Origin of the sequence: Enterococcus sp. DIV0170 (genome assembly GCF_051710765.1) — a bacterium.
In the GTDB taxonomy this organism is placed as follows: Bacteria; Bacillota; Bacilli; order Lactobacillales; family Enterococcaceae; genus Enterococcus_A; species Enterococcus_A raffinosus.
Map to the genome: position 1 here is coordinate 213684 of NZ_JBIOLG010000001.1, position 23297 is coordinate 236980.

Genomic DNA, 23297 nt, shown 5'->3' on the forward strand with positions numbered 1-23297 from the left:
GTGATCCAAGCAGAAAGCCGTTTAAAAATCGCGGACAACTCAGGCGCTCGTGAAATTTTAACTATTAAAGTTCTTGGCGGATCTGGTCGCAAAACTGCAAATATCGGTGATGTGATTGTTGCTACGGTTAAACAAGCAACGCCAGGTGGTGTTGTCAAAAAAGGTGACGTTGTAAAAGCCGTTATCGTTCGAACTAAATCAGGCGCTCGTCGTACTGACGGTTCTTATATCAAATTTGATGAAAATGCAGCTGTTATCATTCGTGATGACAAGAGCCCAAGAGGAACACGTATCTTCGGACCTGTCGCTCGTGAACTACGCGAAGGCAACTTCATGAAGATCGTTTCATTGGCACCGGAAGTATTATAATCGAAAGATTCAACCAAAGGAGGTGCGCAACAGTAATGTTCGTTAAAAAAGGCGATAAAGTAAAAGTTATCTCTGGTAAAGACAGAAATAAAGAAGGCGTAGTATTAGAAGCCCTTCCTAAAAAAGACAAAGTCGTTGTTGAAGGCGTCAATGTCGTGAAAAAACATAAAAAAGCCTCTCAAGAAGCTCCTCAAGGAGGAATCGTTGAGGTAGAAGCACCAATTCATGCTTCTAATGTTATGGTGATCGACCCTTCAAATGGAGAAGCGACACGCGTTGGCTACAAAGTGGTTGACGGTAAGAAAGTCCGTGTTTCTAAGAAAACCGGCGAAGCTCTAGATAAATAATTAAACAAGGAAGGAGGATCTTATAGATGAACCGCCTAAAAGAAAAATTTGTAAGTGAAATTACACCATCTTTGATGGAAAAATTTAACTATAATTCAGTTATGGAAGTTCCTAAAGTTGAGAAAATCGTCATCAACATGGGTGTTGGTGATGCGGTATCAAACGCAAAAAACTTAGACAAAGCTGTTGAAGAATTAGCCTTGATCTCTGGTCAAAAACCAATCATTACAAAAGCTAAAAAATCAATCGCTGGTTTCCGTTTACGTGAAGGAATGCCTATTGGTGCGAAAGTAACACTACGTGGAGAAAGAATGTATGAATTCTTAGACAAATTAGTGTCTGTATCACTTCCCCGTGTACGTGACTTCCACGGAGTAAGCAAAAAATCCTTCGACGGCCGTGGTAACTTTACTTTGGGTGTTAAAGAACAATTGATCTTCCCTGAAGTAGATTATGATTTAGTTGATAAAGTTCGTGGTATGGATATCGTTGTGGTTACAACTGCTAAAACAGACGAAGAATCTCGCGAATTATTAACACAACTTGGAATGCCATTCCAAAAATAATCAAGGAGGCGAAAAAATTGGCTAAAAAATCAATGATTGCTAAAAACAAACGTCCTGCAAAACATTCAACGCAAGAATATACTCGCTGCGAACGTTGTGGACGTCCACATTCAGTTTATCGTAAATTTCATCTTTGCCGTATTTGCTTCCGCGAACTTGCCTACAAAGGTCAAATTCCCGGCGTGAAGAAAGCTAGCTGGTAAAATAAACTCGCATAAAGGAGGTAAACAGTTCAATGGTCATGACAGATCCAATTGCAGATTTTCTAACTCGTATTCGTAACGCCAACATGGTAAAACACGATTCAGTGGAAGTACCTGCTTCAAAAATCAAACGTGATATCGCAGAAATCCTTAAACGTGAAGGTTTCGTACGTGATGTTGAATATATCGAAGATGACAAACAAGGCATGATCCGTGTTTTCCTTAAATACGGTAAAAATGACGAACGTGTTATCACGAACTTAAAACGTATTTCTAAACCAGGCTTACGTGCTTATGTCAAAGCTGACGAAGTACCAAAAGTATTAAATGGTTTAGGTATCGCAATCATCTCTACTTCTGAAGGTTTAGTAACTGATAAAGAAGCTAGAGGTAAAAACGTCGGCGGCGAAGTGCTAGCTTACGTTTGGTAAGAACAAACAATCCATGAGGAGGTGTCTTTAAGTGAGCCGTATTGGTAATAAATTAGTCGTTTTACCTGCAGGAGTTGAAGTAACTCAAAACGGAAATGACATTACTGTTAAAGGACCTAAAGGTGAATTAACTCGTACTTTTTCTTCTGATATCAAAATGAGTATCGAAGGAAACGAAGTAACATTTACTCGTCCAAACGACAGCAAAGAAATGAAAACAATTCACGGAACAACTCGTGCAAACTTCAATAACATGGTTGTTGGTGTTTCAGAAGGGTTCCAAAAAGCATTAGAATTAATCGGGGTCGGATACCGTGCGCAATTACAAGGATCAAAACTTGTTTTGAACGTTGGTTATTCACATCCAGTTGAGATCGTAGCTCCAGAAGGTGTTACAATCGAAGTTCCTGCAAACACTCAAGTAATTGTTAAGGGATCTAATAAAGAAGTAGTAGGCGAATTAGCTGCGAAAATCCGCGGAACTCGTCCTCCAGAACCTTATAAAGGCAAAGGTATCCGTTATGTTGGCGAATACGTACGTCGTAAAGAAGGTAAAACTGGTAAATAGTAGGTTGACCCTACACGCGGCTTAGGCCAGCTTAATTAAAGAGGTGACAATTGTGATTACAAAACCAGACAAGAATAAAACACGCCAAAAGCGCCACATGCGTGTACGTAACAAAATTTCTGGTACTGCTGAGTGCCCACGCTTGAACGTTTTTCGTTCTAACAAAAACATCTACGCGCAAGTAATTGATGACGTAGCGGGTGTGACGCTAGCAAGTGCCTCTGCCTTGGATAAAGAAATTTCAGGTGGAACAAAAACTGAACAAGCACAAGCTGTTGGGAAATTAGTGGCAGAACGTGCTTCAGAAAAAGGTATTAAGAAAGTAGTCTTTGACCGTGGTGGATACCTTTACCATGGCCGTGTAGCAGCTTTAGCTGAAGCAGCTCGCGAAAATGGACTAGAATTTTAGGAGAAGGAGGAACACCATTCATGGTTTATATCGATCCAAAACATTTGGAATTAGAAGACCGCGTTGTAGCGATCAACCGTGTTACTAAAGTTGTTAAAGGTGGACGTCGTCTACGTTTCGCAGCACTTGTTGTTGTCGGTGACAAAAACGGTCACGTAGGCTTTGGTACAGGTAAAGCACAAGAAGTACCTGAAGCAATTCGTAAAGCAATCGAAGACGCTAAGAAAAACCTAGTCGAAGTACCAATGGTAGGAACTACGCTTCCTCACGAAGTTATTGGTGTATTCGGCGGTGGCCGCATCTTGATGAAACCAGCCGTTGAAGGTTCTGGGGTTGCTGCTGGTGGACCAGTTCGTGCCGTCTTGGAATTAGCTGGGGTTGCCGATGTAACTTCTAAATCTTTAGGTTCAAACACACCAATCAACGTTGTTCGCGCAACTGTTGAAGGTTTAACTCAATTGAAAAAGGCAGAAGAAGTGGCACAATTACGTGGCATCTCTGTTGAAAACTTAGCTAATTAAGGAGGACGAATGACATGGCTGAATTAAAAATTACTTTAAAACGCAGTATTATCGGACGTCCTCAAAACCAACGTGACACTGTTAAAGCGTTGGGTCTTAAAAAAATGAACAGCACTGTTGTTAAACCAGCCAATGATGCAATCAAAGGTATGGTTAACACTGTGTCTCATTTAGTGGACGTAGAAGAAGTTTAATAAACAATGATGATTAAAATCTAAGGAGGTGCCCAATATAATGAAACTTCATGAATTACAACCTGCCGAAGGTTCACGTAAAGTTCGCAACCGCGTTGGACGTGGTACTTCATCAGGTAACGGAAAAACAGCTGGACGTGGTCAAAAAGGTCAAAAGGCTCGTTCAGGCGGTGGTGTACGTTTAGGTTTTGAAGGTGGTCAAACTCCTTTATTCCGTCGTTTACCAAAACGTGGATTTACTAACGTGAATCGTAAAGAATATGCTGTTATCAATTTAGATGTCTTAAATCGTTTTGAAGATGGAGCTGAAGTAACTCCAGTTGCTTTAGTCGAAGCTGGAATCGTGAAAAACGAAAAAGCTGGAATCAAAGTTTTAGGAAACGGATCATTAGATAAAAAACTAACCGTTAAAGCAGCAAAATTCTCTAAACATGCTCAAGAAACAATTGAAGCTGCTGGTGGTTCAATCGAGGTGATTTAATGTTCAAACTTTTAAAAGATTCATTCAAAGTTCAGAACATCCGATCACGGATCCTGTTTACTGTCATGATGCTATTAGTCTTCCGATTAGGTGCGCAAATCACTGTACCGGGAGTTGATGCACATGGATTGCAAGGCCTGAGCGAAATGCCATTTTTCAGAATGTTGAATATGGTCAGCGGATCAGCTATGCAAAACTTTTCGATCTTCTCGATGGGGGTTTCTCCATATATTACGGCTTCAATTGTGATTCAATTGCTGCAGATGGATATCATCCCTAAATTTGTCGAATGGTCAAAACAAGGGGAAGTTGGACGTAAAAAGTTGAATCAAGCGACTCGCTATTTAACTTTGGTTTTGGCTTTCATTCAGTCTGTAAGTATTACAGCTGGATTTGACTATTTTGCACAATTCGGTTTTGTACCAAATCGTAATGTTCAAACATTTGTTACGATCGGTATTATTCTTACAGCAGGTACCATGTTTGTTACTTGGTTGGGAGAACAGATTACTGAAAAAGGAATCGGTAATGGTGTATCAATGATCATCTTTGCGGGTATCATCTCTCGATTGCCGCAAAGTATCAAAGATATCTATGATGATTATTTCGTAAATATCGATCCTAGTGATCTATGGAAATCAGTTATTTTTGTTGTGATTTTACTTATTGCTATTGTATTGATTGTCGTTTTTGTAACGTACTTTCAACAAGCAGAAAGAAAAATTCCGATACAATATACAAAACAAGTCGTTGGTGCGCCCACAAGTAGCTATTTACCATTAAAAGTGAATGCTGCGGGGGTTATCCCAGTTATCTTTGCCAGCTCATTCATTGCGACACCAAATGCGGTGTTACAAGCATTGGCTAGCAAGTATAGCGCGGAAGGCTGGTACGATGTTTTAACCAAATTATTTAGTTATAACACAGTGCCTGGTGCTGCGATTTATACGGTTCTTATTGTTGCCTTTACTTTCTTTTATGCCTTTGTTCAGGTTAATCCTGAAAAATTGGCTGAGAACTTACAAAAACAAGGAAGTTACATTCCTCGTGTAAGACCAGGTAAAGGGACAGAAGAATATGTTTCTGCAATTTTGATGCGTTTAAGCGTAGTCGGAGCTATTTTCTTAGGTTTGATCGCTTTGATTCCAATTATTGCGCAAATGGTTTGGAACCTGCCTCAATCAATCGGTTTAGGTGGTACAAGTCTTTTGATCGTAGTTGGTGTAGCACTCGAAACAGCAAAACAATTAGAAGGACTCATGTTGAAACGACGTTATGTCGGATTCATGGATGAAGAGTAGATTCGCGTGTTGAGGGTTTCCTCAACGCCGTTCTCACTTCAAATACTTAGGAGGGAAAGCAATGAACCTGATCTTAATGGGACTGCCAGGAGCAGGAAAAGGAACACAAGCAGAAAGAATTGTTGCGACGTACAATATTCCACATATCAGCACGGGGGATATGTTCCGAGAAGCAATCAAGAACGAGACAACACTCGGATTGAAAGCAAAATCTTACATGGATGCAGGGGATTTGGTCCCAGACGAAGTTACTAACGGTATCGTGAAGGAACGTTTAGCTCAAAAGGACACTGATAAAGGGTTCTTGTTAGACGGCTTCCCTCGTACTTTAGATCAAGCCAAAGCATTAGCTGAAATGTTAACGGACTTGAATAAAAAGATTGATGCTGTGATTGAAATTCAAGTAGCAGAAGAAGTGTTAGTTGAACGTTTGGCAGGACGCTTCATGTGCCGAAACTGCGGTGCAACTTATCATAAAATCTTCAACCCTACAAAAGTAGAGGGAACTTGCGACCGTTGCGGTGGTCATGAGTTTTACCAACGTGAAGACGATAAGCCAGAAACAGTTAAAAATCGTTTATCTGTAAACATTAAAAACAGTGAACCAATTTTAGCTTATTATGATGAAGAAGGTCTGTTATATCCAGTTGATGGAGATCGTGAAATTGATGCCGTATTTGCGGATGTAGAAAAGATTATCGAAAAATAATTTGCCTACCGACTTGAGATGCAGTTTATCTTGCCAAGTTCGATGTTTTATGATAGAATTTGTCAGTCCGACTTCTAGCTTTTTTTGGAAGTTAACTTAAGAATTAGGGTGGGAACTGCAGTTTCCGCCATTTTATCGTGTGAAAATGCGAAACAACTACAAGGAGGTACTCTGCGTGGCAAAAGAAGATATGATTGAAATCGAAGGAACAGTCGTCGAAACTTTGCCGAATGCAATGTTTAAAGTCGAATTGGAAAACGGACACGAAGTTCTTGCACACGTATCTGGTAAAATCCGGATGTATTATATTCGAATCTTGCCTGGAGATAAGGTTACAGTTGAACTTTCTCCATATGATTTGAGCCGTGGTCGCATTACCTATCGCTTTAAGTAAGTTGTACTCCGTAAAACTTCAGGAGGTATAATCATGAAAGTAAGACCATCAGTAAAACCAATGTGTGAACATTGTAAAGTAATTCGTCGTAATGGACGTGTTATGGTGATTTGCCCAGCAAACCCAAAACATAAACAACGTCAAGGATAATTGGAGGTGTAATTAAGTATGGCTCGTATTGCAGGAGTAGATATTCCTCGTGATAAACGCGTGGTAATTTCACTTACTTATATTTACGGTATTGGAAATACTACAGCGAAACAAATTTTAGCCGATGCAGGCGTTTCTGAAGACGTTCGTGTACGTGATTTAACCAACGAACAAACAGACGCTATCCGTGCTGAAGTTGATAAATTAAAAGTTGAAGGCGATCTTCGTCGTGAAACTAACTTAAACATCAAACGTTTGATGGAAATCGGTTCTTACCGTGGAATCCGTCATCGTCGTGGCTTGCCTACACGTGGACAAAACACTAAGAACAACGCTCGTACTCGTAAAGGCCCAGCTCGCGCTATTGCCGGCAAGAAAAAATAATTAGTGAAGGAGGTTTAAATCTTCATGGTAGCAAAGAAAGTCAACCGTAAACGTCGTGTGAAGAAGAATATCGAAACTGGTATTGCTCATATTCATTCGACTTTCAATAACACAATCGTCATGATTACTGATGCAAGCGGAAATGCTTTAGCATGGTCATCTGCAGGTGCATTAGGGTTCAAAGGTAGTAAAAAATCAACTCCTTTCGCTGCTCAAATGGCTGCTGAAACTGCAACAAAAGCTGCAATGGAACATGGATTGAAAAGTGTTGAAGTAACTGTTAAAGGACCTGGTTCTGGTCGTGAAGCAGCGATTCGTTCATTGCAAGCAACTGGTTTAGAAGTAACTGCAATTCGTGACGTGACTCCAGTACCTCATAATGGATGCCGCCCTCCAAAACGCCGTCGTGTTTAATGAGTGCCCCACTCTATGAGTTTTACAGGAACGTCATTGAACAAGACACTTTTCGTTTTGAAAGGGGTAAAAGACAAGAATGATTGAATTCGAAAAACCAAGAATCACAAAAATTGATGAAGACAGAGATTATGGCAAGTTCGTTGTTGAACCTTTGGAAAGAGGTTATGGAACTACTTTAGGTAATTCTCTACGTCGTATTCTACTTTCTTCTTTACCAGGCGCTGCCATTACCAATATTCAAATCGATGGGGTGTTACACGAATTTTCAACCATCAAAGGTGTAAGAGAAGACGTTGTACAAATCATCTTGAATATCAAAGGTTTGGCTTTGAAATTATTCGCTGAAGAAGAAAAAACCCTTGAGATCGATATTACTGGACCAGCTACGGTAACTGCCGGCGATATTATTGTTGACAGTGACGTTGAAATCTTGAATAAAGATATGTACATTTGTACTGTTGCTGAAGGAGCGACATTCCATGCTCGCTTAACAGTAAAACCTGGTCGAGGCTATGTTCAAGCAGACGAAAATAAAAAGGAAGACATGCCAATTGGTGTCCTTCCAGTCGATTCTATTTACACACCAGTACGTAAAGTAAACTACCAAGTTGAAAATACACGTGTTGGCCGTCGTGATGACTTCGATAAATTAACGATGGAAATTTGGACTGATGGATCAATCATTGCTCAAGAAGCATTGAGTCTTGCAGCGAAAATTTTGACTGAACATTTAGATATTTTTGTAAATCTTACTGATGAAGCGAAAAACGCTGAAATCATGGTTGAAAAAGAAGAAACGCAAAAAGAAAAAATGTTAGAAATGACCATCGAAGAACTAGACTTGTCTGTACGTTCGTACAATTGCTTGAAACGTGCTGGAATTAATACGGTTCAAGAATTAACGAATAAGTCTGAACCTGAAATGATCAAAGTTCGTAATTTGGGTCGCAAATCACTTGAAGAAGTGAAAGCTAAATTGCATGATCTTGGTTTAGGATTACGTAAAGACGATTAATATTGTTTACAAAGGAGGGAAACCTACGTGAGTTACCGTAAATTAGGACGCACATCTAGCCAACGTAAAGCGATGTTGCGTGACTTAACAACTGACTTAATTATCAACGAACGCATCGTTACGACTGAAGCTCGTGCGAAGGAAGTTCGTTCAACTGCTGAAAAGATGATTACCTTAGGAAAACGCGGGGATCTTCATGCACGTCGTCAAGCTGCTAGCTTTGTACGTAATGAAGTCGCTGATGTTCGTGAAGAAAACGAAGCAATCGTTGTTGAATCTGCATTACAAAAATTATTCAACGATATCGCTCCTCGCTACGCTGAACGTCAAGGTGGATACACTCGTATCTTAAAAACTGAACCTCGTCGTGGCGATAACGCGCCTATGGTCGTTTTAGAACTTGTATAATAATCACTCTTCACTTTATAGATGATTCTTTTAGAGTGTTATGATGTTGGAGATTTTCTCCGAGTCTAGCTCAGCGCCGCTTCCCAGATTGACTGGGAAGCCGGCACTCATCATAAAGTGTTTTTTTATACCCAAAAATACTGTCAAGACAGATCGGTATACAAAAGCATTTTATCGAGTATCAAGGATTGATAAAACATAGCTTTTTTGCTAGGCTTAGAACAGATTTGCAAAGAAGTGGGAAGGTGTAACCATGAAGCCAATTATTGAAATCAATCAAATTGAATTTAGCTATCAAGAAGATGCGACACCCGCTTTGAAGGATGTCAGTTTTTCAATTAACAAAGGAGAATGGATCGCTATCGTTGGGCATAATGGTTCAGGAAAGTCTACATTAGCCAAAGCGATCAATGGTCTTCATTTACCGCAAAAGGGAACGGTGACTGTTGGAGGAATGGAACTGTCTGAGGAATCTGTATGGGATATTCGTCGAATGGTGGGAATGGTCTTTCAAAATCCTGATAACCAGTTTGTTGGAGCAACAGTAGAAGATGACGTTGCCTTTGGATTGGAAAACCAAGGAATTGAACGAAGCGAGATGCAAAGTCGTGTACAGGATGCCTTGGAAAAGGTAAAAATGCAAAATTTTGCAACACGAGAACCTGCACGTCTATCAGGTGGACAAAAACAACGAGTAGCTATTGCCGGTGTTGTTGCCCTCCGACCGGATATTATTATTTTAGATGAAGCGACTAGCATGTTAGATCCTGAGGGTAGAGATGATGTTATTGCGACAATTCGTAAGATTAAAGAGGAAAGTGATTTAACAGTCATATCAATCACTCATGATATTGACGAAGCAGCCAGCGCCAATCGAATTCTAGTAATGAGAGAAGGCGAACTATATCAAGAGGGGACCCCTGAAGAAATTTTTTCTGCAGGACCTGAGTTAGTTTCGTTGGGATTAGATTTGCCGTTTCCTGAAAAATTAAAGGCTGCATTAAAAGCCCGTGGTGTAAATGTGCCGTTGAATTATTTAGATGAAGAAGGGATGATGGACTGGTTATGGACATCCGTTTTGAAAAAGTAAGCTACGTTTATCAACCGAATACTCCCTTTGAACAACGAGCACTTTATGATATTGATCTATCTATTAAAGAAGGGTCATATACTGCATTAGTGGGACATACTGGTAGTGGAAAATCCACTTTACTTCAGCATTTGAATGCGTTATTAAAACCAACTGAAGGGCAAGTGAAAATTGGTGATCGGATGATTACACCGACTACAGATAATAAGAATTTGAAGCCTGTTCGGAAAAAAGTAGGAATTGTCTTTCAATTTCCGGAAGCTCAATTATTCGAAGAGACGGTGGCAAAAGATATTGCCTTTGGACCGAAGAATTTTGGTGCTAGTGATGAAGAAGCTTTCGTTTTAGCAAAGGAAAATTTGAAATTAGTTGGCTTGGATGAAGAATATCTTGAGCGATCTCCTTTTGAGCTCTCAGGAGGGCAGATGCGACGTGTTGCGATTGCAGGGGTGTTAGCCATGGAACCTGAAATATTAGTCTTAGACGAGCCAACAGCAGGTTTAGATCCGCTTGGACGTAAAGAAATGATGGAAATGTTTTTGCGGTTGCATCGGGAAAAAAATATGACGATCGTTTTGGTCACTCATTTAATGGATGATGTTGCCAATTTTGCCGATTATGTTTATGTTTTAGAAAAGGGTCATGTGGTGAAACATGGGACTCCTCAGGCAGTCTTTGCTGATGTTGCATGGCTGAAAGAAAAGCAATTAGGCGTCCCTCAGGCAAGTGCTTTTGCTGAAAAGATGCAAGCACGCGGAGCTGCCTTTAGTGAACTACCATTAACAGAAAACGAATTGGCTGATTGGATCGTTAAACAAGCAGGAGGTCCTGCTCATGATGAATAAATTGATCTTTGGCCGCTATATTCCGGGGGATTCCTTGATTCATCGTCTGGATCCACGGGCTAAATTAGTTGCGAGTTTCTATTTTATTGGGATTATTTTTTTGGCGAATAATTGGCAAAGCTATGTTTTTTTAGGAGTGTTTACATTATTCGCAGTCTTTTTGTCAAAAATAAATATAAACTTCTTTTTAAAGGGTGTTAGACCCTTGATTTGGTTGATCATCTTTACTGTAGCATTGCAAATGTTGTTTACACGCGGTGGAACTTTGTATTGGTCATGGGGAGTATTTAGTCTTTCCTCCTACGGGATTCAGAACGGACTATTTATCTTTTGCCGTTTTGTGTTGATCATCTTTATGTCAACATTGTTGACTTTAACGACACCGCCATTGTCAATGTCCGATGCAATTGAATCTTTATTGAATCCGTTAAAAAGATTCCATTTACCAGTTCATGAGATTGCTTTGATGCTGTCGATTGCTCTGCGGTTTGTTCCTACATTGATGGATGAAACGGAAAAAATAATGAACGCGCAACGTGCTCGCGGCGTTGATTTTAATGATGGCAATTTGATCCAAAAGGTTAAAGCAATCGTGCCTCTATTGATACCGTTGTTTGTTAGCAGCTTTAATCGTGCGGAAGATTTGGCGACTGCGATGGAGGCCCGTGGGTATCGTGGTGGTGAAGGACGTAGTAAATATCGTAAATTACAATGGGCATCACGAGATACGATTGTCCTTGTTGTTTTTGGGATAGCAACAATTCTTTTAATATTTTTACGCAGCTAAGCTTGGAGACATCCAAGCTTTTTTTGTACGCCAATTAGTTTGAATGCACAGAGCTTATTTTGTAGTTTTTATGTTAGGATGAATAAAGGAATAAGATGGAGGGGAAAGATGGCTGAAAAGCGACCAGATTTACACGCAGGGATGAAGATAGAAACATTTAGCGAATATTATTATTTAAAAGAAGAACTGCAAGCCTTTTGTCAAGCTCATGGTTTGGCAAAATCAGGAAGTAAAGCGGAGTTGAACCAACGAATTGCAAACTTTTTGCGCACGGGGGAAAAGCTAGTTCCTAAAAAGAAACCAACAAAAATTGCGCGTACGGAAGAATTAACACTGGATAGTTTAATCGAAGAGAATATTGTTTTTTCTGAGAAGCATCGTGCTTTTTTTAAACAAGAACTTGGCGAGTCTTTTCGTTTTAAAGTAGCCTTTCAAAAATGGCTGAAATCTAACCCAGGAAAGACTTATCGTGAAGCGATTCTGATGTATCCTGATGTTGCAGCGAAGAAGCCTGAAAAAATTGATGCGCAATTTGAATACAATACTTATATCCGTGATTTCTTTATAGCGAACAAGGATCGATCATTACAAGAAGCGATCGTATGTTGGAAGCATAAAAAAGCATTGCCAGGCAGCAATAAGTACCATGTTTCAGATTTAAGTGTGTTGGAATCCCGATAAAAAAGCTGTTATAATGACTCCGGTTAAGAATATCTCTCTATGTTTAATTTAAGAGATATTAGATTAAGATTCGTTTGTTTTTAAAAGGAGAATTAGGATGGTTAGATATAAGGCAGTGATTGCCTATGATGGAACAAATTTTAACGGATTTCAGCGACAACCCAATGGTCGAACAGTACAAGAAGAAGTAGAAAAAACGTTACAGAAAATGAACAATGGAATCCCTGTAACAATTTTTGGTTCAGGTCGGACAGATGCTGGAGTCCATGCGATTGGACAAGTCATTCATTTTGATTATCCGCAGGAACGGCCGCTAGAACGTATGCGGTTTGCGTTGGATACACAAACCCCCGAGGATATTGCGGTTTCCTCAGTTGAGGTTGTGGCTGATGATTTTCATGCACGTTATCACGTTGTAGAGAAAACTTACCATTTTAAAGTTCAAATTGCTAAACCCCGAAGCCCTTTTCGGCGCCACTATGCTGCGTATTATCCGTATCCTTTAGATTTGGATTTGGTTCGCCGAGCATTGCCGGATTTATTGGGAACTCATGATTTCACTTCATTTTGTGCGACAGGTGGAGCGATTGAAGATAAAGTTCGGACGATTTACCAAGCAGACCTTGAGGTAAATACAGCAGGAACAGAACTGACTTTCATTTTTCGCGGAAACGGCTTTTTGTACAAGATGATCCGAATTTTGGTGGGAACTCTGCTAAAGATTGGAAATGGGCGTATTCCTGCAGACGGAATTCCAGAGATTCTTTCAGCGATGGATCGGAACGCTGCCGGACCAACAGCGCATCCAGAAGGATTGTATCTTGCAGAAGTCAAATATAAATAAAAAAAGGATCAAACAACTGAAGACTCAGATTGTTTGATCTTTTTTTACGGTCTTTACTAAGAATGACGATGTATTTTTTTGGGTTTAAGTACTCTTAGATAAAGAATGAACATACCAATAGCAATTACAAAAGAACATGCACCAGCGATGAAGCCTTTAGGTAGGTAACTAAAGGTTACTTTGTGCTTGCCTTTCGGGACGCGAATACTGACAAAGGCGTTTTGGAAGGCTTTTGTCTCCACTTTTTTGCCATCGATTTTGGCAGTCCACCCTTCATCGTAAGGAATCGTTGTAATTAAAGTCTTGTCTTCTTTCGTGTTTACTGTTCCTTCAGCACTACGTTTGCCGACTTGCATATCTACACCATTTTCTTTGATCTTATCGACAGCTAATTGATAGGCTACGGTGTCTAATGCTAAGACTTGCGGGTTTTGGAAGCTAATCGATTTTGTACCATAAAAACTTGCGGTGAAGGTAACTGTTGTTGCTTTTTCATAATAACCTAAATCATAATATTGTCCGCTGATTCCGATTTGCGCTTGGCGTGTTTGTCCATTTGCTGTAACGGTAGCGGTCGAACTTTCTAGCTCAGCAAAATCGTAAGGATAGAGACTTAAGTAGGCTTGAGTGTTTGCTGGGACCTGTACTTTCCAGGTGACATCTTTCGCTACATTTCCTTGTTTTTCAGTAATTGTTGTAATATTGCCAGCGTTAGTAACGTTGGCATTTTTTGTGTCTACTTGTGTGATAGGCAGAAATTGATAATACTGAAATTGTTCTTGCGACAATGCGTTGAATAATTGTGTCTGTGTGCCAAGGTTATCATTTGGCAAGGCCTTTAATTTATCAATACTTGTTGGAGCCGTAAAAGCTAATGGCAAGGCGTTATTATTTTCAAAAAGATTATACTCGCCAACGCTTTGCGTTTTCGTGAATCCGTATTTATTTAAGTCTTTCGTTTTCGCTATATTGTATTTAATCCCTGTGAAGGCATCTGCTAGCAATGTATTATTTTGATAACGAATGTTTAGACTTGTGCCTCTTGAACGAAATCCTAATTGATCCATATAACCAGAAGAGTGTCGATTACGAATTGAAGAGAACATGCTGACACCGCTATAGCCATAATTAAAGGCATCGTTAGAGGAAACGGGGTCAAGGTTCTCCATTCGATAAAACGTGTCGTTATCACTCTTGGTTTTATCAACTAATGCTTTGATTGAAGGATAGGGCTCAGTATAGAGGCTGCGGGAAGCATAGTTCCAATCTTTCAACACGCCACGTACCATAAAGTCACTATTAATAAAGGCTTCTGTAGACATCAGTAATAAAAGTAAAATGCTGAGTGCTTTGAACGGAATCTTATTAAAATGGTGGGCGGTAAAGATCAACGCATATACCGCTAAAAACCCTAATGTGATGTAAAGCGAAATATTTTTAAGGTAGTCGTAATCTTTGCCCTTCATTCCCCAGAAAATGGCAAAGAGTGCGATTAGCAGCAGACAGGAAGCTACCAGTTGTAAAATATTCTCTCTGTCCAATTTTTCCCAGCCCCACGCCGCTAGTGTGATCACTAAAAATGAAAGTAAATACGCGTAACGGAATAAGAACATGTTTGGCGCATGCATCCCATGCCAAAATAAATTCATCGGCTGAATATAAAAACTTGCAATCAGGATTGCACCAATCACACCATAAGCAAGTTTATTTTTCCAAGGAATCTTTTTGCAGATAAAGAAAAACAAACACAGAGCTAATGGTAATAGACCGATATATATAAATGGAATCGAACCGTATTTCGTTGTATCGTAGGAGCCAATCAAATTTTTTGCAATAAAATCCCACCAGCTTGTCGCTTCCGTTTTAAAGGTAGTGATTTGCGTTAGTTCTTCACCATTTGTCCGTAAATCAAGGATCGAGGGTAGAATTACAATCATTGAAGCAAAACCGGCTAATAACGAAGTGGCTCCATAGGGAATAATGCTTTTTTTATACAGCTTCCAATTGGTAACCAAACGGGCAATAAAGTAAAGAACTGAAAAAACACCAATCATAAATCCCATATAAAAGCTCGTTAGAAACAACATTAAATAGGAGACAAACAGTACAGTCGGCTTTTTCAAATCCATCACACGATTGATTCCTAAAATAATCAATGGTAGATAAACAAAGGCATCCAGCCACATGATGATTTCAGAATGTGCAATAGCAAAGGACATCAGAGCATAGGTGACACTCAGTGCTACACGAGACCAGTCGGGCAATTTAAAACTCCCCTTGGCGTAAAACCAAAAGGCTAGTCCCGCGGAGCCAATTTTGATCAGAGTTAAGAAATACAGAGCATCCGGCATCAATTGATTTGGAAAGAAAATAACCAACGGTGTAAAAAATCCGCCGAGGTAGTAGGAAACTAATGACAGATAATTCAGCCCCATAGAGGCATTCCAAGTATAAAAAAGGCCTTGCTTACCTAAAAGCGTATTTCGAAAACTTGCGTGAAAATTTGAAAATTGGGAGAAGGCATCACTGGCTAAAACACTACGACTTGATCCAGGATAGATACCAATCGTTAGATAGACGATCACCATGAGGGTGAGCGGCAGGAAAAAGCTGGCTAATAAATACCAACGGTTTTCTTTAAGATAGTTTTTCATATAAAAATCACCAAACTTCTTTCAACAGACTATCCAAATTTTACCATAAACGCAGCAAAATATTGTGAAAGAGCTATGAAACTCAAGCAAAGATTTGAAATTTGTGTGGAGAAGTGTCTATTCAAAATGAGAAATAAAAAAACGAGCCGATACGATCGACCCGCAATTCTTATTCAAAATATGTAAAATAGAAAACTGTCAAAAAAAACCGTTCAGAATTGAACGGTTTGACTTAGTTGGATAATATTAAACGCGCTCAACTTTTCCAGATTTCAAAGCACGAGTTGAGACCCAAACTTTTTTAGGTTTTCCGTCCACTAATACGCGAACTTTTTGTAAATTAGGTTTTACAGTACGTTTAGTAGCGTTCATAGCGTGAGAACGGTTATTTGCACTTCTTGTTTTACGACCAGTAAAATAGCAAACTTTTGCCATGTGTTGTTTCCTCCTTTTGCCTTGATATTGGAGCGCTTCTTTGGCTCATACTAAAATAAAATAGCACAGATTAGCAAGATTAGCAAGTGAATTTTTTTAGAAAGATTGACATTCTATGGATTTGCAGGTAAATTATACTCTGTTAGCGTAAAAATTTTTTAGTAAAAGTTTTGATGCAAGAAAGTTGGTACAATTTGCGGCAAGCAGGCAGCGCCCTATCAGCAAATCGCAATGGAACTTTCTTTTATTTGTCATAGGGCTATGATAAACTATTATAGTAGAAAAAATGGGCGAGTGTGCCTATTTAAGGAGGCTAACAACTATGGCTGTGAAAATTAATACACAGACTGGTATGATCGAAATTTCAAACGACGTCATCGCGACGGTTGTCGGCGGTGCAGTTACTGACGTGTTTGGTATCGTCGGTATGGCTAGTAAAAATCAAATCAAAGACAATATCACAGAAATTTTAAGAAAAGAAAACTATTCACGCGGCGTCGTAGTACGTCAAGAGGAGAACGGGATCGCAGTCGACGTCTATACGATCGTCAGCTACGGCACGAAGATCTCAGAAGTGTCGCGCAATGTCCAAGAAAAAGTGAAATATAATTTGGAAACGATGCTTGGGGTTACAGCCAACTCAGTGAATGTCTATGTTCAAGGTGTACGTGTTCTGCCTGATTAAGGGCAGCGTTCTTAAGGAGGACTAAGTAAGTGAAGGTAACAGAAATCAGCGCGAGTCAATTCCAAGAAATGGTAGAGGCTGGCGCTAAACGTCTGCAAGTCAATGCAGAATATGTCAATTCATTAAATGTATTTCCAGTACCGGATGGTGATACTGGGACCAATATGAATCTATCTATGACTAGCGGTGCAACGGCCGTTGTCAATTCTGCTTCTGAAAAGGTTGGAGAGTTAGCTAATGTTTTAGCAAAAGGATTATTGATGGGCGCTCGCGGAAACTCCGGGGTTATTTTGTCACAATTATTCCGTGGTTTTTCTAAAGAGATTTTAGAGGTGGATACATTAAATGCGCGAGATTTAGCAGAAGCATTAGTGCATGGTGTAGAGACTGCCTATAAAGCAGTGATGAAACCCGTAGAGGGGACGATCTTAACTGTGGCTCGCGAATCAGCAAAAGCTGGTGAACGTAAAGCGAAACAAACAGATGATGTGGTTGAAGTCATGTCCGCTGTTGTTAAATATGGAAAAAAAGCATTAGATAAAACACCTGACATGCTGCCAGTATTAAAAGAGGTTGGTGTAGTTGATAGCGGTGGACAAGGGTTATTGTTCATTTATGAAGGCTTCTTGAGTGCGTTAAATGGCGAATTTCAAGCAGATGATACGTATGAGCCAAGTCCAGCTGAAATGGATGAAATGGTGAATGCGGAACATCATCGCAGTGTTCAAGGTCAATTAGCGACAGAAGACATCAAATTCGGCTATTGTACTGAAATTATGGTTCGTCTAGGGGAAGGTCCAACCGTTGATAGTAAATTTGATTACGATACTTTCCGTAACTATTTGGATGGCATTGGCGATTCACTGTTGGTGGTCAATGATGACGAGATCGTTAAAGTACACGTGCACACGGAACATCCTGGCGAAGTCATGAATTATGGACAAAAATTTGGTGCGTTGATCAAAGTTAAAGTGGATAACATGCGTCAACAGCATGAAACGATCTTAGAACACGATGAAGAGGTCGCAGCTTTTGAAGCAGCACCAGCAGAGCATAAACCTTACGCAGTGATTGCTATTGCAGCCGGTGAAGGAGTCCAAGAATTATTCAAGAGTCTAGGAGTCTCTTATGTCATCAGCGGCGGTCAGACCATGAATCCAAGTACAGAAGATATTTTGAAGGCTATCAAAGAAGTCAATGCGGACCAAGTCATTGTCTTGCCGAATAACAAAAATATCTTTATGGCGGCAGATCAAGCAGCGGAAGTTGCGGAAATTCCAGTTGCAGTAGTACCAAGTAAAACTGTTTCTCAAGGAATGACAGCGATGTTGGCATTTAATGGGGATCAAAGCCTAGAGGATAATAAAACATCAATGACTGAGATGCTGGATTCAGTAGTTAGCGGTCAAATTACGAATGCGATTCGTGACACAGCGATTGATGGTGTTGAGATTCATGAAGGCGACTACTTAGGGATGATCGATGGGAAAATCGTTCTTTCAGAAGCAGATAAATACCAAGCGACCTTAGATACCTTGAATAAAATGATCAGCGAGGATATCGAAATCATCACGATCATCGTAGGTGTTGAAGGTACCCAAGCAGAAGCTGAAAAAATAAGCGAAGCAATTGAAGCAAGCTATCCTGATTTAGAGGTTGAGATTCACGAAGGAAACCAACCCGTTTATCCATACTTGCTTTCAGCAGAATAAATTAGTAAAAGTCGGAGGGAGTGGGCCAAGAATATCTGGCTCACTCCTGTTTTTGTCAAATTGAATTTTCGCTTAAACACAATTAGCGGAGTCGTATGCTGAGCGAGAATAAGGTGATTTTCGAAAAATAGCGCTATTGACTCCGAGACAGCAGAAAGCCAAAAACGAAAGGGGGATTACGATGACGATCCAAGAATCTGTTTCGGTATTACTAGGTGTAGGGCCGAAACGTGCGCAAACGTTAGCTGACTTAGGGATTTTAACGATTGAAGATCTATTAAGCTATTACCCTTTTCGTTATGAAGACATTCAAGAAAAAAATTTATTAGAGATCAACGATCAAGAGAAGGTTACATTAAAAGGTGTCATTGTCTCGGCACCCGTAGTTAGCCGCTTTGGCTACAAAAAAAGCCGTCTTCAGTTTCGGATGATGCAAGATCACGCCGTATTTATGGTTTCTTTTTTTAATCAGCCTTACTTAAAAGATAAAGTTGAAGTCGGTGAAGAGCTAGCCGTTTATGGAAAATGGGATGCTAAGCGTAAGTCATTAACTGGGATGAAGATTTTAGGCGGCAAACAAACAGAAGAATATGCCCCCATCTATCATGTGACGAAAGCGATTCGACAAAGTACCTTGATTGACTTAATTAAGGCTGCTTTTGAAAAATTTGGTGATCAAGTGATGGAAAACCTGCCTGAATATCTTTTGGAAAAGTATCGCTTAATGCCAAGAAAGCAAGCGATGCGAGCGATGCATTTTCCTAAAAATCCGGCAGAAAGCCAACAAGCCAAACGGCGAGTTGTTTTTGAAGAGTTTTTCCTATTCCAAATGCGAATGCAGGGATTAAAGAATAGTGAGCGCAGCGAAAAAAACGGAATCGCAATTCGTTACGATGTAGAGCGATTAAAACAATTTACTCAAAGGTTGCCTTTTGAGTTAACAGACGCGCAAAAACGGGTAACCAATGAAATTTGTTATGATTTACGAAGTAAAAAACATATGCAGCGTTTGCTGCAGGGAGATGTTGGGAGCGGAAAAACAGTAGTGGCCGCCATTGCTTTATACGCGACAATGACAGCAGGGTTTCAAGGAGCTTTAATGGTGCCAACGGAAATTCTGGCGCAGCAGCACTTAGAAAGTCTGAATCAACTGTTTGATCCGTTGGAGCTGACGACAGCACTATTGACCGGTTCAACGAAAACAAAAGAGCGACGAGCGATTCTCGCAGGCTTACAAAATGGCGAAATAGATGTGGTCATTGGGACACACGCTTTAATTCAAGACGATGTCCAATTTGCTAATCTGGGATTAGTTATCACGGATGAACAACACCGATTTGGGGTAAATCAGCGGCGAGTCTTGCGAGAAAAAGGGCTACACCCTGATGTTTTATTCATGACAGCGACACCGATTCCGCGGACATTGGCGATCACAGCCTATGGAGAGATGGATGTTTCTGTTATTGATCAAATGCCTGCGGGGCGAATTCCCGTCAAAACCAGTTGGATTAAGCCTAAACAATTGGAGCATACCTTAGATTGGGCGAAACAAGAATTGCAGGCTGGTCATCAGTTGTATGTGATTTGTCCTTTAATTGAGGAGTCTGAAGCGTTGGACGTGAAGAATGCGACTGAAATTTATGAGCATTTGAAGGAGTACTATGCACCGACTTATCAGGTTAGTCTATTACACGGAAAAATGAAGAATTCCGAAAAAGATGCGATTATGGAAGCATTCAAGGATAATCAAAGCCAAATTTTAGTTTCTACCACCGTTATTGAAGTGGGAGTCAACGTTCCAAACGCGACTGTGATGTTTATCATGGATGCGGATCGTTTTGGTTTGGCACAGCTTCATCAATTACGTGGTCGTGTGGGCCGTGGTTCAGATGCTTCTTATTGTATTTTAGTTGCTAGTCCTAAAAATGAGCTGGGCAAGGAACGTATGAAGATCATGACTGAAACAAATAATGGATTTGTCTTAAGTGAAAAAGATTTAGAATTACGCGGGCCTGGGGAGGTTTTTGGCTTCCGTCAATCCGGGCTGCCGCAATTTTTAATTGCGGATCTGGTAAATGATGCCAACGTATTAGAAGTAGCGAGGGACGAGGCCAATCAGATTTGGCAAGTAGATAATTGGCGTGAGCAGCCAGCCTTTGCACCATTAGTAAAGACCTTAAAACCGACTGAAACTGGCGAAACATATTTCGATTAGTATGCTATACTGTAGAAAAATTTAAAGACTCCCATTGCTATTTTGGATGATATAAAAGGCAAATGGGACACGGATTAAATATGAATTTATTGAAAAAAAAGGAGAGAGTGTTCTCATGAAAATTGCTGTAGATGCAATGGGCGGAGATTTCGCACCTAAAGCTATCGTGGAGGGTGTGATGTTAGCACAACAAAATCACCCGGAAATCGAGTTCCAATTATACGGAAAAGAAGACGCCATTCGTCAATATGTAACTAACGAAAAGAATATTACGATTATCCACACAGATGAAAAAATTAATAGTGATGATGAGCCTGTTAAAGCTATTCGTCGCAAGAAAAATGCTTCAATGGTTTTGGCAGCGCAAGCGGTCAAAGAAGGGAAGGCAGATGCGATTTTTTCTGCAGGAAATACAGGAGCGTTGTTAGCTGCTGGGCTATTTGTAGTAGGAAGGATCAAAGGAATCGAACGTCCTGGGTTGATGTCTACTTTGCCTGTTTTAAATAGCAACAGTGGTTTCGACATGCTGGACCTAGGAGCGAATGCAGAAAACAAAGCAGAGCATCTTCACCAATATGCGATTTTGGGTTCATTCTATGCAAAACATGTTCGTGGTATTGAAAGCCCTCGTGTCGGACTTTTAAACAACGGGACTGAAGAAACAAAAGGCAGTGAATTAACAAAAGAAGCATTTAAACTATTGCAAGCTGAAGAGAGCATCAACTTTATCGGCAATGTGGAAGCTAGAGAGCTGTTAAATGGTGCCGCTGATGTCGTTGTTACAGATGGCTTTACAGGAAACGCGGTTTTAAAAACAATCGAGGGAACAGCAATGGGTCTGATGAGCTTGATTAAAGGCAGTATCAATGAGGCAGGTGTCAAAGGGAAATTTGGAGCACTGATGTTAAAAGATACGCTTTATGGCTTAAAAGACAAATTGGACTATTCTTCTCATGGCGGTGCAGTATTGTTTGGTCTGAAGGCACCAGTGATTAAAACACACGGTTCTACCGGTCCAGAAGCAGTAGCTAATACGATTGATCAAATTCACACGATGCTTGAAACGAATGTGGTTGGGCAATTGGTCCAGTTTTTTGAAACACCTAAGGGCGAATAAGCAGGGTGACAATTTACCGAAAAAGGTAGACAAAGGGCACAAACATCAGTAAAATGAACTGTGACCTTCTGGTAAAACATAGACGAATATTAGTTGATCAAGTGGAGGTGAATGTTGTTGACTCGTGAAGAAGTATTTAGCAAAGTTGCTGAAATAATTTCAAATCACTTTGAAATTGATAAAGACAAGGTAACACTTGAATTGAGTATCAAAGACGATTTAAATGCAGATTCAATCAGTATTATGGAATTTGTTCTAGAATTAGAAGATGAATTCGGAACAGAAATTTCTGATGAAGATGCTGAAAAAATTGAAACAGTTGGAGCTGCAGTTGATTACATTGTGGAAAACAACCAAGCTTAACAAAGTGGTACACCGGCAATTGCTGGTGTATTTTTTTTGTGTAATAAAAGAGAGGTGAAGGTCGATCATTTTTTGAAAATTTCTTACTATCATGACTTCTGATTTAAAAATCCTAGAAAAAACAGTATAATAAAGCGTGATGGAAATCTCAAAAAAAGGAATGAGCCCATGGATACACAGTTGATCAATGAATTGAAAGAAAACTACGGCATCGTTTTTCACGATGTGAACTTATTAGAGCAGGCGTTTACCCACTCATCATATGTGAATGAACACCGTAACATGAATATCTCAGATAATGAACGGTTAGAATTTTTAGGGGACGCTGTCTTAGAAATTCAAGTATCGGACTATTTGTATCACCATTATCCAAATTTGCCAGAAGGCCGCTTAACTCGGCTGCGTTCGGCAATTGTAAGAGAAGAAAGTTTATCAAAATTTGCGAAAGAATGTCATTTTGATCACTATATCCTGTTAGGAAAGGGCGAAGAGAATTCTGGCGGTCGTGACCGTGCAGCACTCTTGTGTGACTTGTTTGAGGCATTTTTAGGTGCTTTGTATCTAGATCAAGGCTATGATGTGGCTCTACGTTTCATTCAAACCGTTGTCTTTCCGAAAATTGAGGCAGGGGTCTTTACGAGAGAAATGGATCATAAGACTCGTTTGCAGGAAGTTTTGCAAAAAGGTGGAGACGTATCGATCGATTATCGATTAGTGAATGAAGAGGGACCAGCCCATGAGCGGATTTTTACGATTGATGTGTATGCTGATGATGAATTGATTGGTTCAGGTCAAGGGAAATCTAAAAAATTGGCAGAACAAGATGCAGCGGAAAAAGCATTAATAAAAATTGCAGCTAAATAAGACGTTGTTCTCTACGTATCAAAATAGATGAGGCAGACGTAGAACTACGACATATCTTAAAGGTAAAGTCAGCAGTTATATCTGCTTAACAAAAGGGATGCACAGCAACTGTCGTTGCTGTGCAAGTTCGTATAGCTC

At 40.0% G+C, this 23297-nt stretch carries 31 protein-coding genes; 29 read left to right on the forward strand and 2 right to left on the reverse strand.

The annotated features are described in order from the left end of the window. The 23 genes from rplN (at position 1) to truA (ending at position 13114) form a co-directional block, all read left to right on the forward strand. Positions 1 to 369, forward strand: a complete 369-nt coding sequence (gene rplN / locus IGI50_RS01060; protein ID WP_010742760.1) for a 50S ribosomal protein L14 — start codon at positions 1 to 3, stop codon at positions 367 to 369. A gap of 35 nt (positions 370 to 404) precedes the next feature. After that, a complete protein-coding gene (gene rplX / locus IGI50_RS01065) occupies positions 405 to 716 on the forward strand; it encodes a 50S ribosomal protein L24 (RefSeq protein ID WP_010747208.1) in 312 nt (103 codons plus the stop codon). Between the two features lie 26 nt (positions 717 to 742). After that, positions 743 to 1282, forward strand: coding sequence for a 50S ribosomal protein L5 (rplE, locus tag IGI50_RS01070; RefSeq protein ID WP_010747207.1), 540 nt, complete (start codon positions 743 to 745; stop codon positions 1280 to 1282). Positions 1283 to 1299: 17 nt separating this feature from the next. Further along, positions 1300 to 1485, forward strand: a complete 186-nt coding sequence (locus tag IGI50_RS01075) for a type Z 30S ribosomal protein S14 (RefSeq protein WP_028020384.1) — start codon at positions 1300 to 1302, stop codon at positions 1483 to 1485. A 32-nt stretch (positions 1486 to 1517) separates the two neighbouring features. Beyond that, entirely contained in the window at positions 1518 to 1916 is a 399-nt protein-coding gene (rpsH, locus tag IGI50_RS01080; protein WP_010747206.1) for a 30S ribosomal protein S8, read from the forward strand. Positions 1917 to 1947: 31 nt separating this feature from the next. Then, a complete protein-coding gene (gene rplF, locus IGI50_RS01085; protein ID WP_010747205.1) occupies positions 1948 to 2484 on the forward strand; it encodes a 50S ribosomal protein L6 in 537 nt (178 codons plus the stop codon). Positions 2485 to 2536: 52 nt separating this feature from the next. Continuing rightward, positions 2537 to 2893: a 50S ribosomal protein L18 gene (rplR, locus tag IGI50_RS01090; protein ID WP_010747204.1), complete on the forward strand. Its 357-nt coding sequence runs from the start codon at positions 2537 to 2539 to the stop codon at positions 2891 to 2893. 20 nt (positions 2894 to 2913) lie between these two features. Next, positions 2914 to 3414 carry a 30S ribosomal protein S5 gene (gene rpsE, locus IGI50_RS01095; protein WP_010747203.1) on the forward strand — a complete coding sequence of 167 codons (501 nt, stop codon included), beginning with the start codon at positions 2914 to 2916 and terminating at the stop codon, positions 3412 to 3414. A 14-nt stretch (positions 3415 to 3428) separates the two neighbouring features. Beyond that, positions 3429 to 3608 (forward strand): 50S ribosomal protein L30, encoded by a 180-nt coding sequence (rpmD, locus tag IGI50_RS01100; RefSeq protein WP_010747202.1) that lies wholly within the window; start codon positions 3429 to 3431, stop codon positions 3606 to 3608. A gap of 40 nt (positions 3609 to 3648) precedes the next feature. After that, complete coding sequence (gene rplO / locus IGI50_RS01105) at positions 3649 to 4089, forward strand: 50S ribosomal protein L15 (protein ID WP_010747201.1); 441 nt, start codon at positions 3649 to 3651, stop codon at positions 4087 to 4089. Then, a complete protein-coding gene (secY, locus tag IGI50_RS01110) occupies positions 4089 to 5390 on the forward strand; it encodes a preprotein translocase subunit SecY (RefSeq protein ID WP_010747200.1) in 1302 nt (433 codons plus the stop codon). Before rplO ends, secY begins: the two co-directional genes overlap by 1 nt. Positions 5391 to 5451: 61 nt before the next feature. Continuing rightward, positions 5452 to 6099 (forward strand): adenylate kinase, encoded by a 648-nt coding sequence (locus tag IGI50_RS01115; RefSeq protein WP_010747199.1) that lies wholly within the window; start codon positions 5452 to 5454, stop codon positions 6097 to 6099. A gap of 175 nt (positions 6100 to 6274) precedes the next feature. Continuing rightward, a complete protein-coding gene (gene infA, locus IGI50_RS01120; protein ID WP_010742771.1) occupies positions 6275 to 6493 on the forward strand; it encodes a translation initiation factor IF-1 in 219 nt (72 codons plus the stop codon). A gap of 33 nt (positions 6494 to 6526) precedes the next feature. Then, a complete protein-coding gene (gene rpmJ, locus IGI50_RS01125) occupies positions 6527 to 6643 on the forward strand; it encodes a 50S ribosomal protein L36 (protein ID WP_010742772.1) in 117 nt (38 codons plus the stop codon). An 18-nt stretch (positions 6644 to 6661) separates the two neighbouring features. Beyond that, positions 6662 to 7027: a 30S ribosomal protein S13 gene (rpsM, locus tag IGI50_RS01130; RefSeq protein WP_010747198.1), complete on the forward strand. Its 366-nt coding sequence runs from the start codon at positions 6662 to 6664 to the stop codon at positions 7025 to 7027. A 24-nt stretch (positions 7028 to 7051) separates the two neighbouring features. Further along, positions 7052 to 7441: a 30S ribosomal protein S11 gene (gene rpsK / locus IGI50_RS01135; protein WP_010747197.1), complete on the forward strand. Its 390-nt coding sequence runs from the start codon at positions 7052 to 7054 to the stop codon at positions 7439 to 7441. 79 nt (positions 7442 to 7520) lie between these two features. Further along, the gene (locus IGI50_RS01140) at positions 7521 to 8459 is read left to right on the forward strand and encodes a DNA-directed RNA polymerase subunit alpha (RefSeq protein ID WP_010747196.1); all 939 of its coding nucleotides are present in this window, start codon (positions 7521 to 7523) and stop codon (positions 8457 to 8459) included. A 27-nt stretch (positions 8460 to 8486) separates the two neighbouring features. Beyond that, a complete protein-coding gene (gene rplQ / locus IGI50_RS01145) occupies positions 8487 to 8867 on the forward strand; it encodes a 50S ribosomal protein L17 (protein WP_010747195.1) in 381 nt (126 codons plus the stop codon). Positions 8868 to 9120: 253 nt separating this feature from the next. Beyond that, on the forward strand, positions 9121 to 9957 hold the full coding sequence (locus IGI50_RS01150; RefSeq protein WP_438775799.1) for an energy-coupling factor ABC transporter ATP-binding protein: 837 nt from the start codon (positions 9121 to 9123) through the stop codon (positions 9955 to 9957). Next, complete coding sequence (locus IGI50_RS01155) at positions 9933 to 10802, forward strand: energy-coupling factor ABC transporter ATP-binding protein (protein WP_438775801.1); 870 nt, start codon at positions 9933 to 9935, stop codon at positions 10800 to 10802. Before IGI50_RS01150 ends, IGI50_RS01155 begins: the two co-directional genes overlap by 25 nt. Continuing rightward, on the forward strand, positions 10792 to 11589 hold the full coding sequence (locus IGI50_RS01160; RefSeq protein WP_010747192.1) for an energy-coupling factor transporter transmembrane component T family protein: 798 nt from the start codon (positions 10792 to 10794) through the stop codon (positions 11587 to 11589). Before IGI50_RS01155 ends, IGI50_RS01160 begins: the two co-directional genes overlap by 11 nt. Before the next feature lie 108 nt (positions 11590 to 11697). Next, on the forward strand, positions 11698 to 12270 hold the full coding sequence (locus tag IGI50_RS01165) for a DUF6434 domain-containing protein (protein WP_218256452.1): 573 nt from the start codon (positions 11698 to 11700) through the stop codon (positions 12268 to 12270). 97 nt (positions 12271 to 12367) lie between these two features. Beyond that, positions 12368 to 13114 (forward strand): tRNA pseudouridine(38-40) synthase TruA, encoded by a 747-nt coding sequence (truA, locus tag IGI50_RS01170; RefSeq protein ID WP_438775803.1) that lies wholly within the window; start codon positions 12368 to 12370, stop codon positions 13112 to 13114. Between the two features lie 56 nt (positions 13115 to 13170). Here truA and IGI50_RS01175 read toward each other — a convergent pair whose 3' ends face one another. Continuing rightward, positions 13171 to 15768, reverse strand: a complete 2598-nt coding sequence (locus IGI50_RS01175) for a YfhO family protein (RefSeq protein WP_438775804.1) — start codon at positions 15766 to 15768, stop codon at positions 13171 to 13173. A gap of 246 nt (positions 15769 to 16014) precedes the next feature. Beyond that, a complete protein-coding gene (rpmB, locus tag IGI50_RS01180) occupies positions 16015 to 16203 on the reverse strand; it encodes a 50S ribosomal protein L28 (protein WP_010747188.1) in 189 nt (62 codons plus the stop codon). A 322-nt stretch (positions 16204 to 16525) separates the two neighbouring features. Between rpmB and IGI50_RS01185 the strand changes: the two genes are divergently transcribed. From IGI50_RS01185 to rnc, 6 genes are all read left to right on the forward strand, one after another. Further along, entirely contained in the window at positions 16526 to 16888 is a 363-nt protein-coding gene (locus tag IGI50_RS01185; protein WP_010742791.1) for an Asp23/Gls24 family envelope stress response protein, read from the forward strand. 29 nt (positions 16889 to 16917) lie between these two features. Next, positions 16918 to 18600, forward strand: a complete 1683-nt coding sequence (locus tag IGI50_RS01190; protein WP_010747187.1) for a DAK2 domain-containing protein — start codon at positions 16918 to 16920, stop codon at positions 18598 to 18600. A 181-nt stretch (positions 18601 to 18781) separates the two neighbouring features. Next, positions 18782 to 20815: an ATP-dependent DNA helicase RecG gene (gene recG, locus IGI50_RS01195; RefSeq protein ID WP_438775806.1), complete on the forward strand. Its 2034-nt coding sequence runs from the start codon at positions 18782 to 18784 to the stop codon at positions 20813 to 20815. A gap of 115 nt (positions 20816 to 20930) precedes the next feature. Further along, on the forward strand, positions 20931 to 21932 hold the full coding sequence (plsX, locus tag IGI50_RS01200) for a phosphate acyltransferase PlsX (RefSeq protein WP_218256456.1): 1002 nt from the start codon (positions 20931 to 20933) through the stop codon (positions 21930 to 21932). Between the two features lie 117 nt (positions 21933 to 22049). Further along, the gene (acpP, locus tag IGI50_RS01205) at positions 22050 to 22295 is read left to right on the forward strand and encodes an acyl carrier protein (RefSeq protein WP_028020380.1); all 246 of its coding nucleotides are present in this window, start codon (positions 22050 to 22052) and stop codon (positions 22293 to 22295) included. A gap of 168 nt (positions 22296 to 22463) precedes the next feature. Then, positions 22464 to 23159, forward strand: a complete 696-nt coding sequence (gene rnc, locus IGI50_RS01210) for a ribonuclease III (RefSeq protein ID WP_218256457.1) — start codon at positions 22464 to 22466, stop codon at positions 23157 to 23159. The last annotated feature ends 138 nt before the right edge of the window (positions 23160 to 23297 follow it).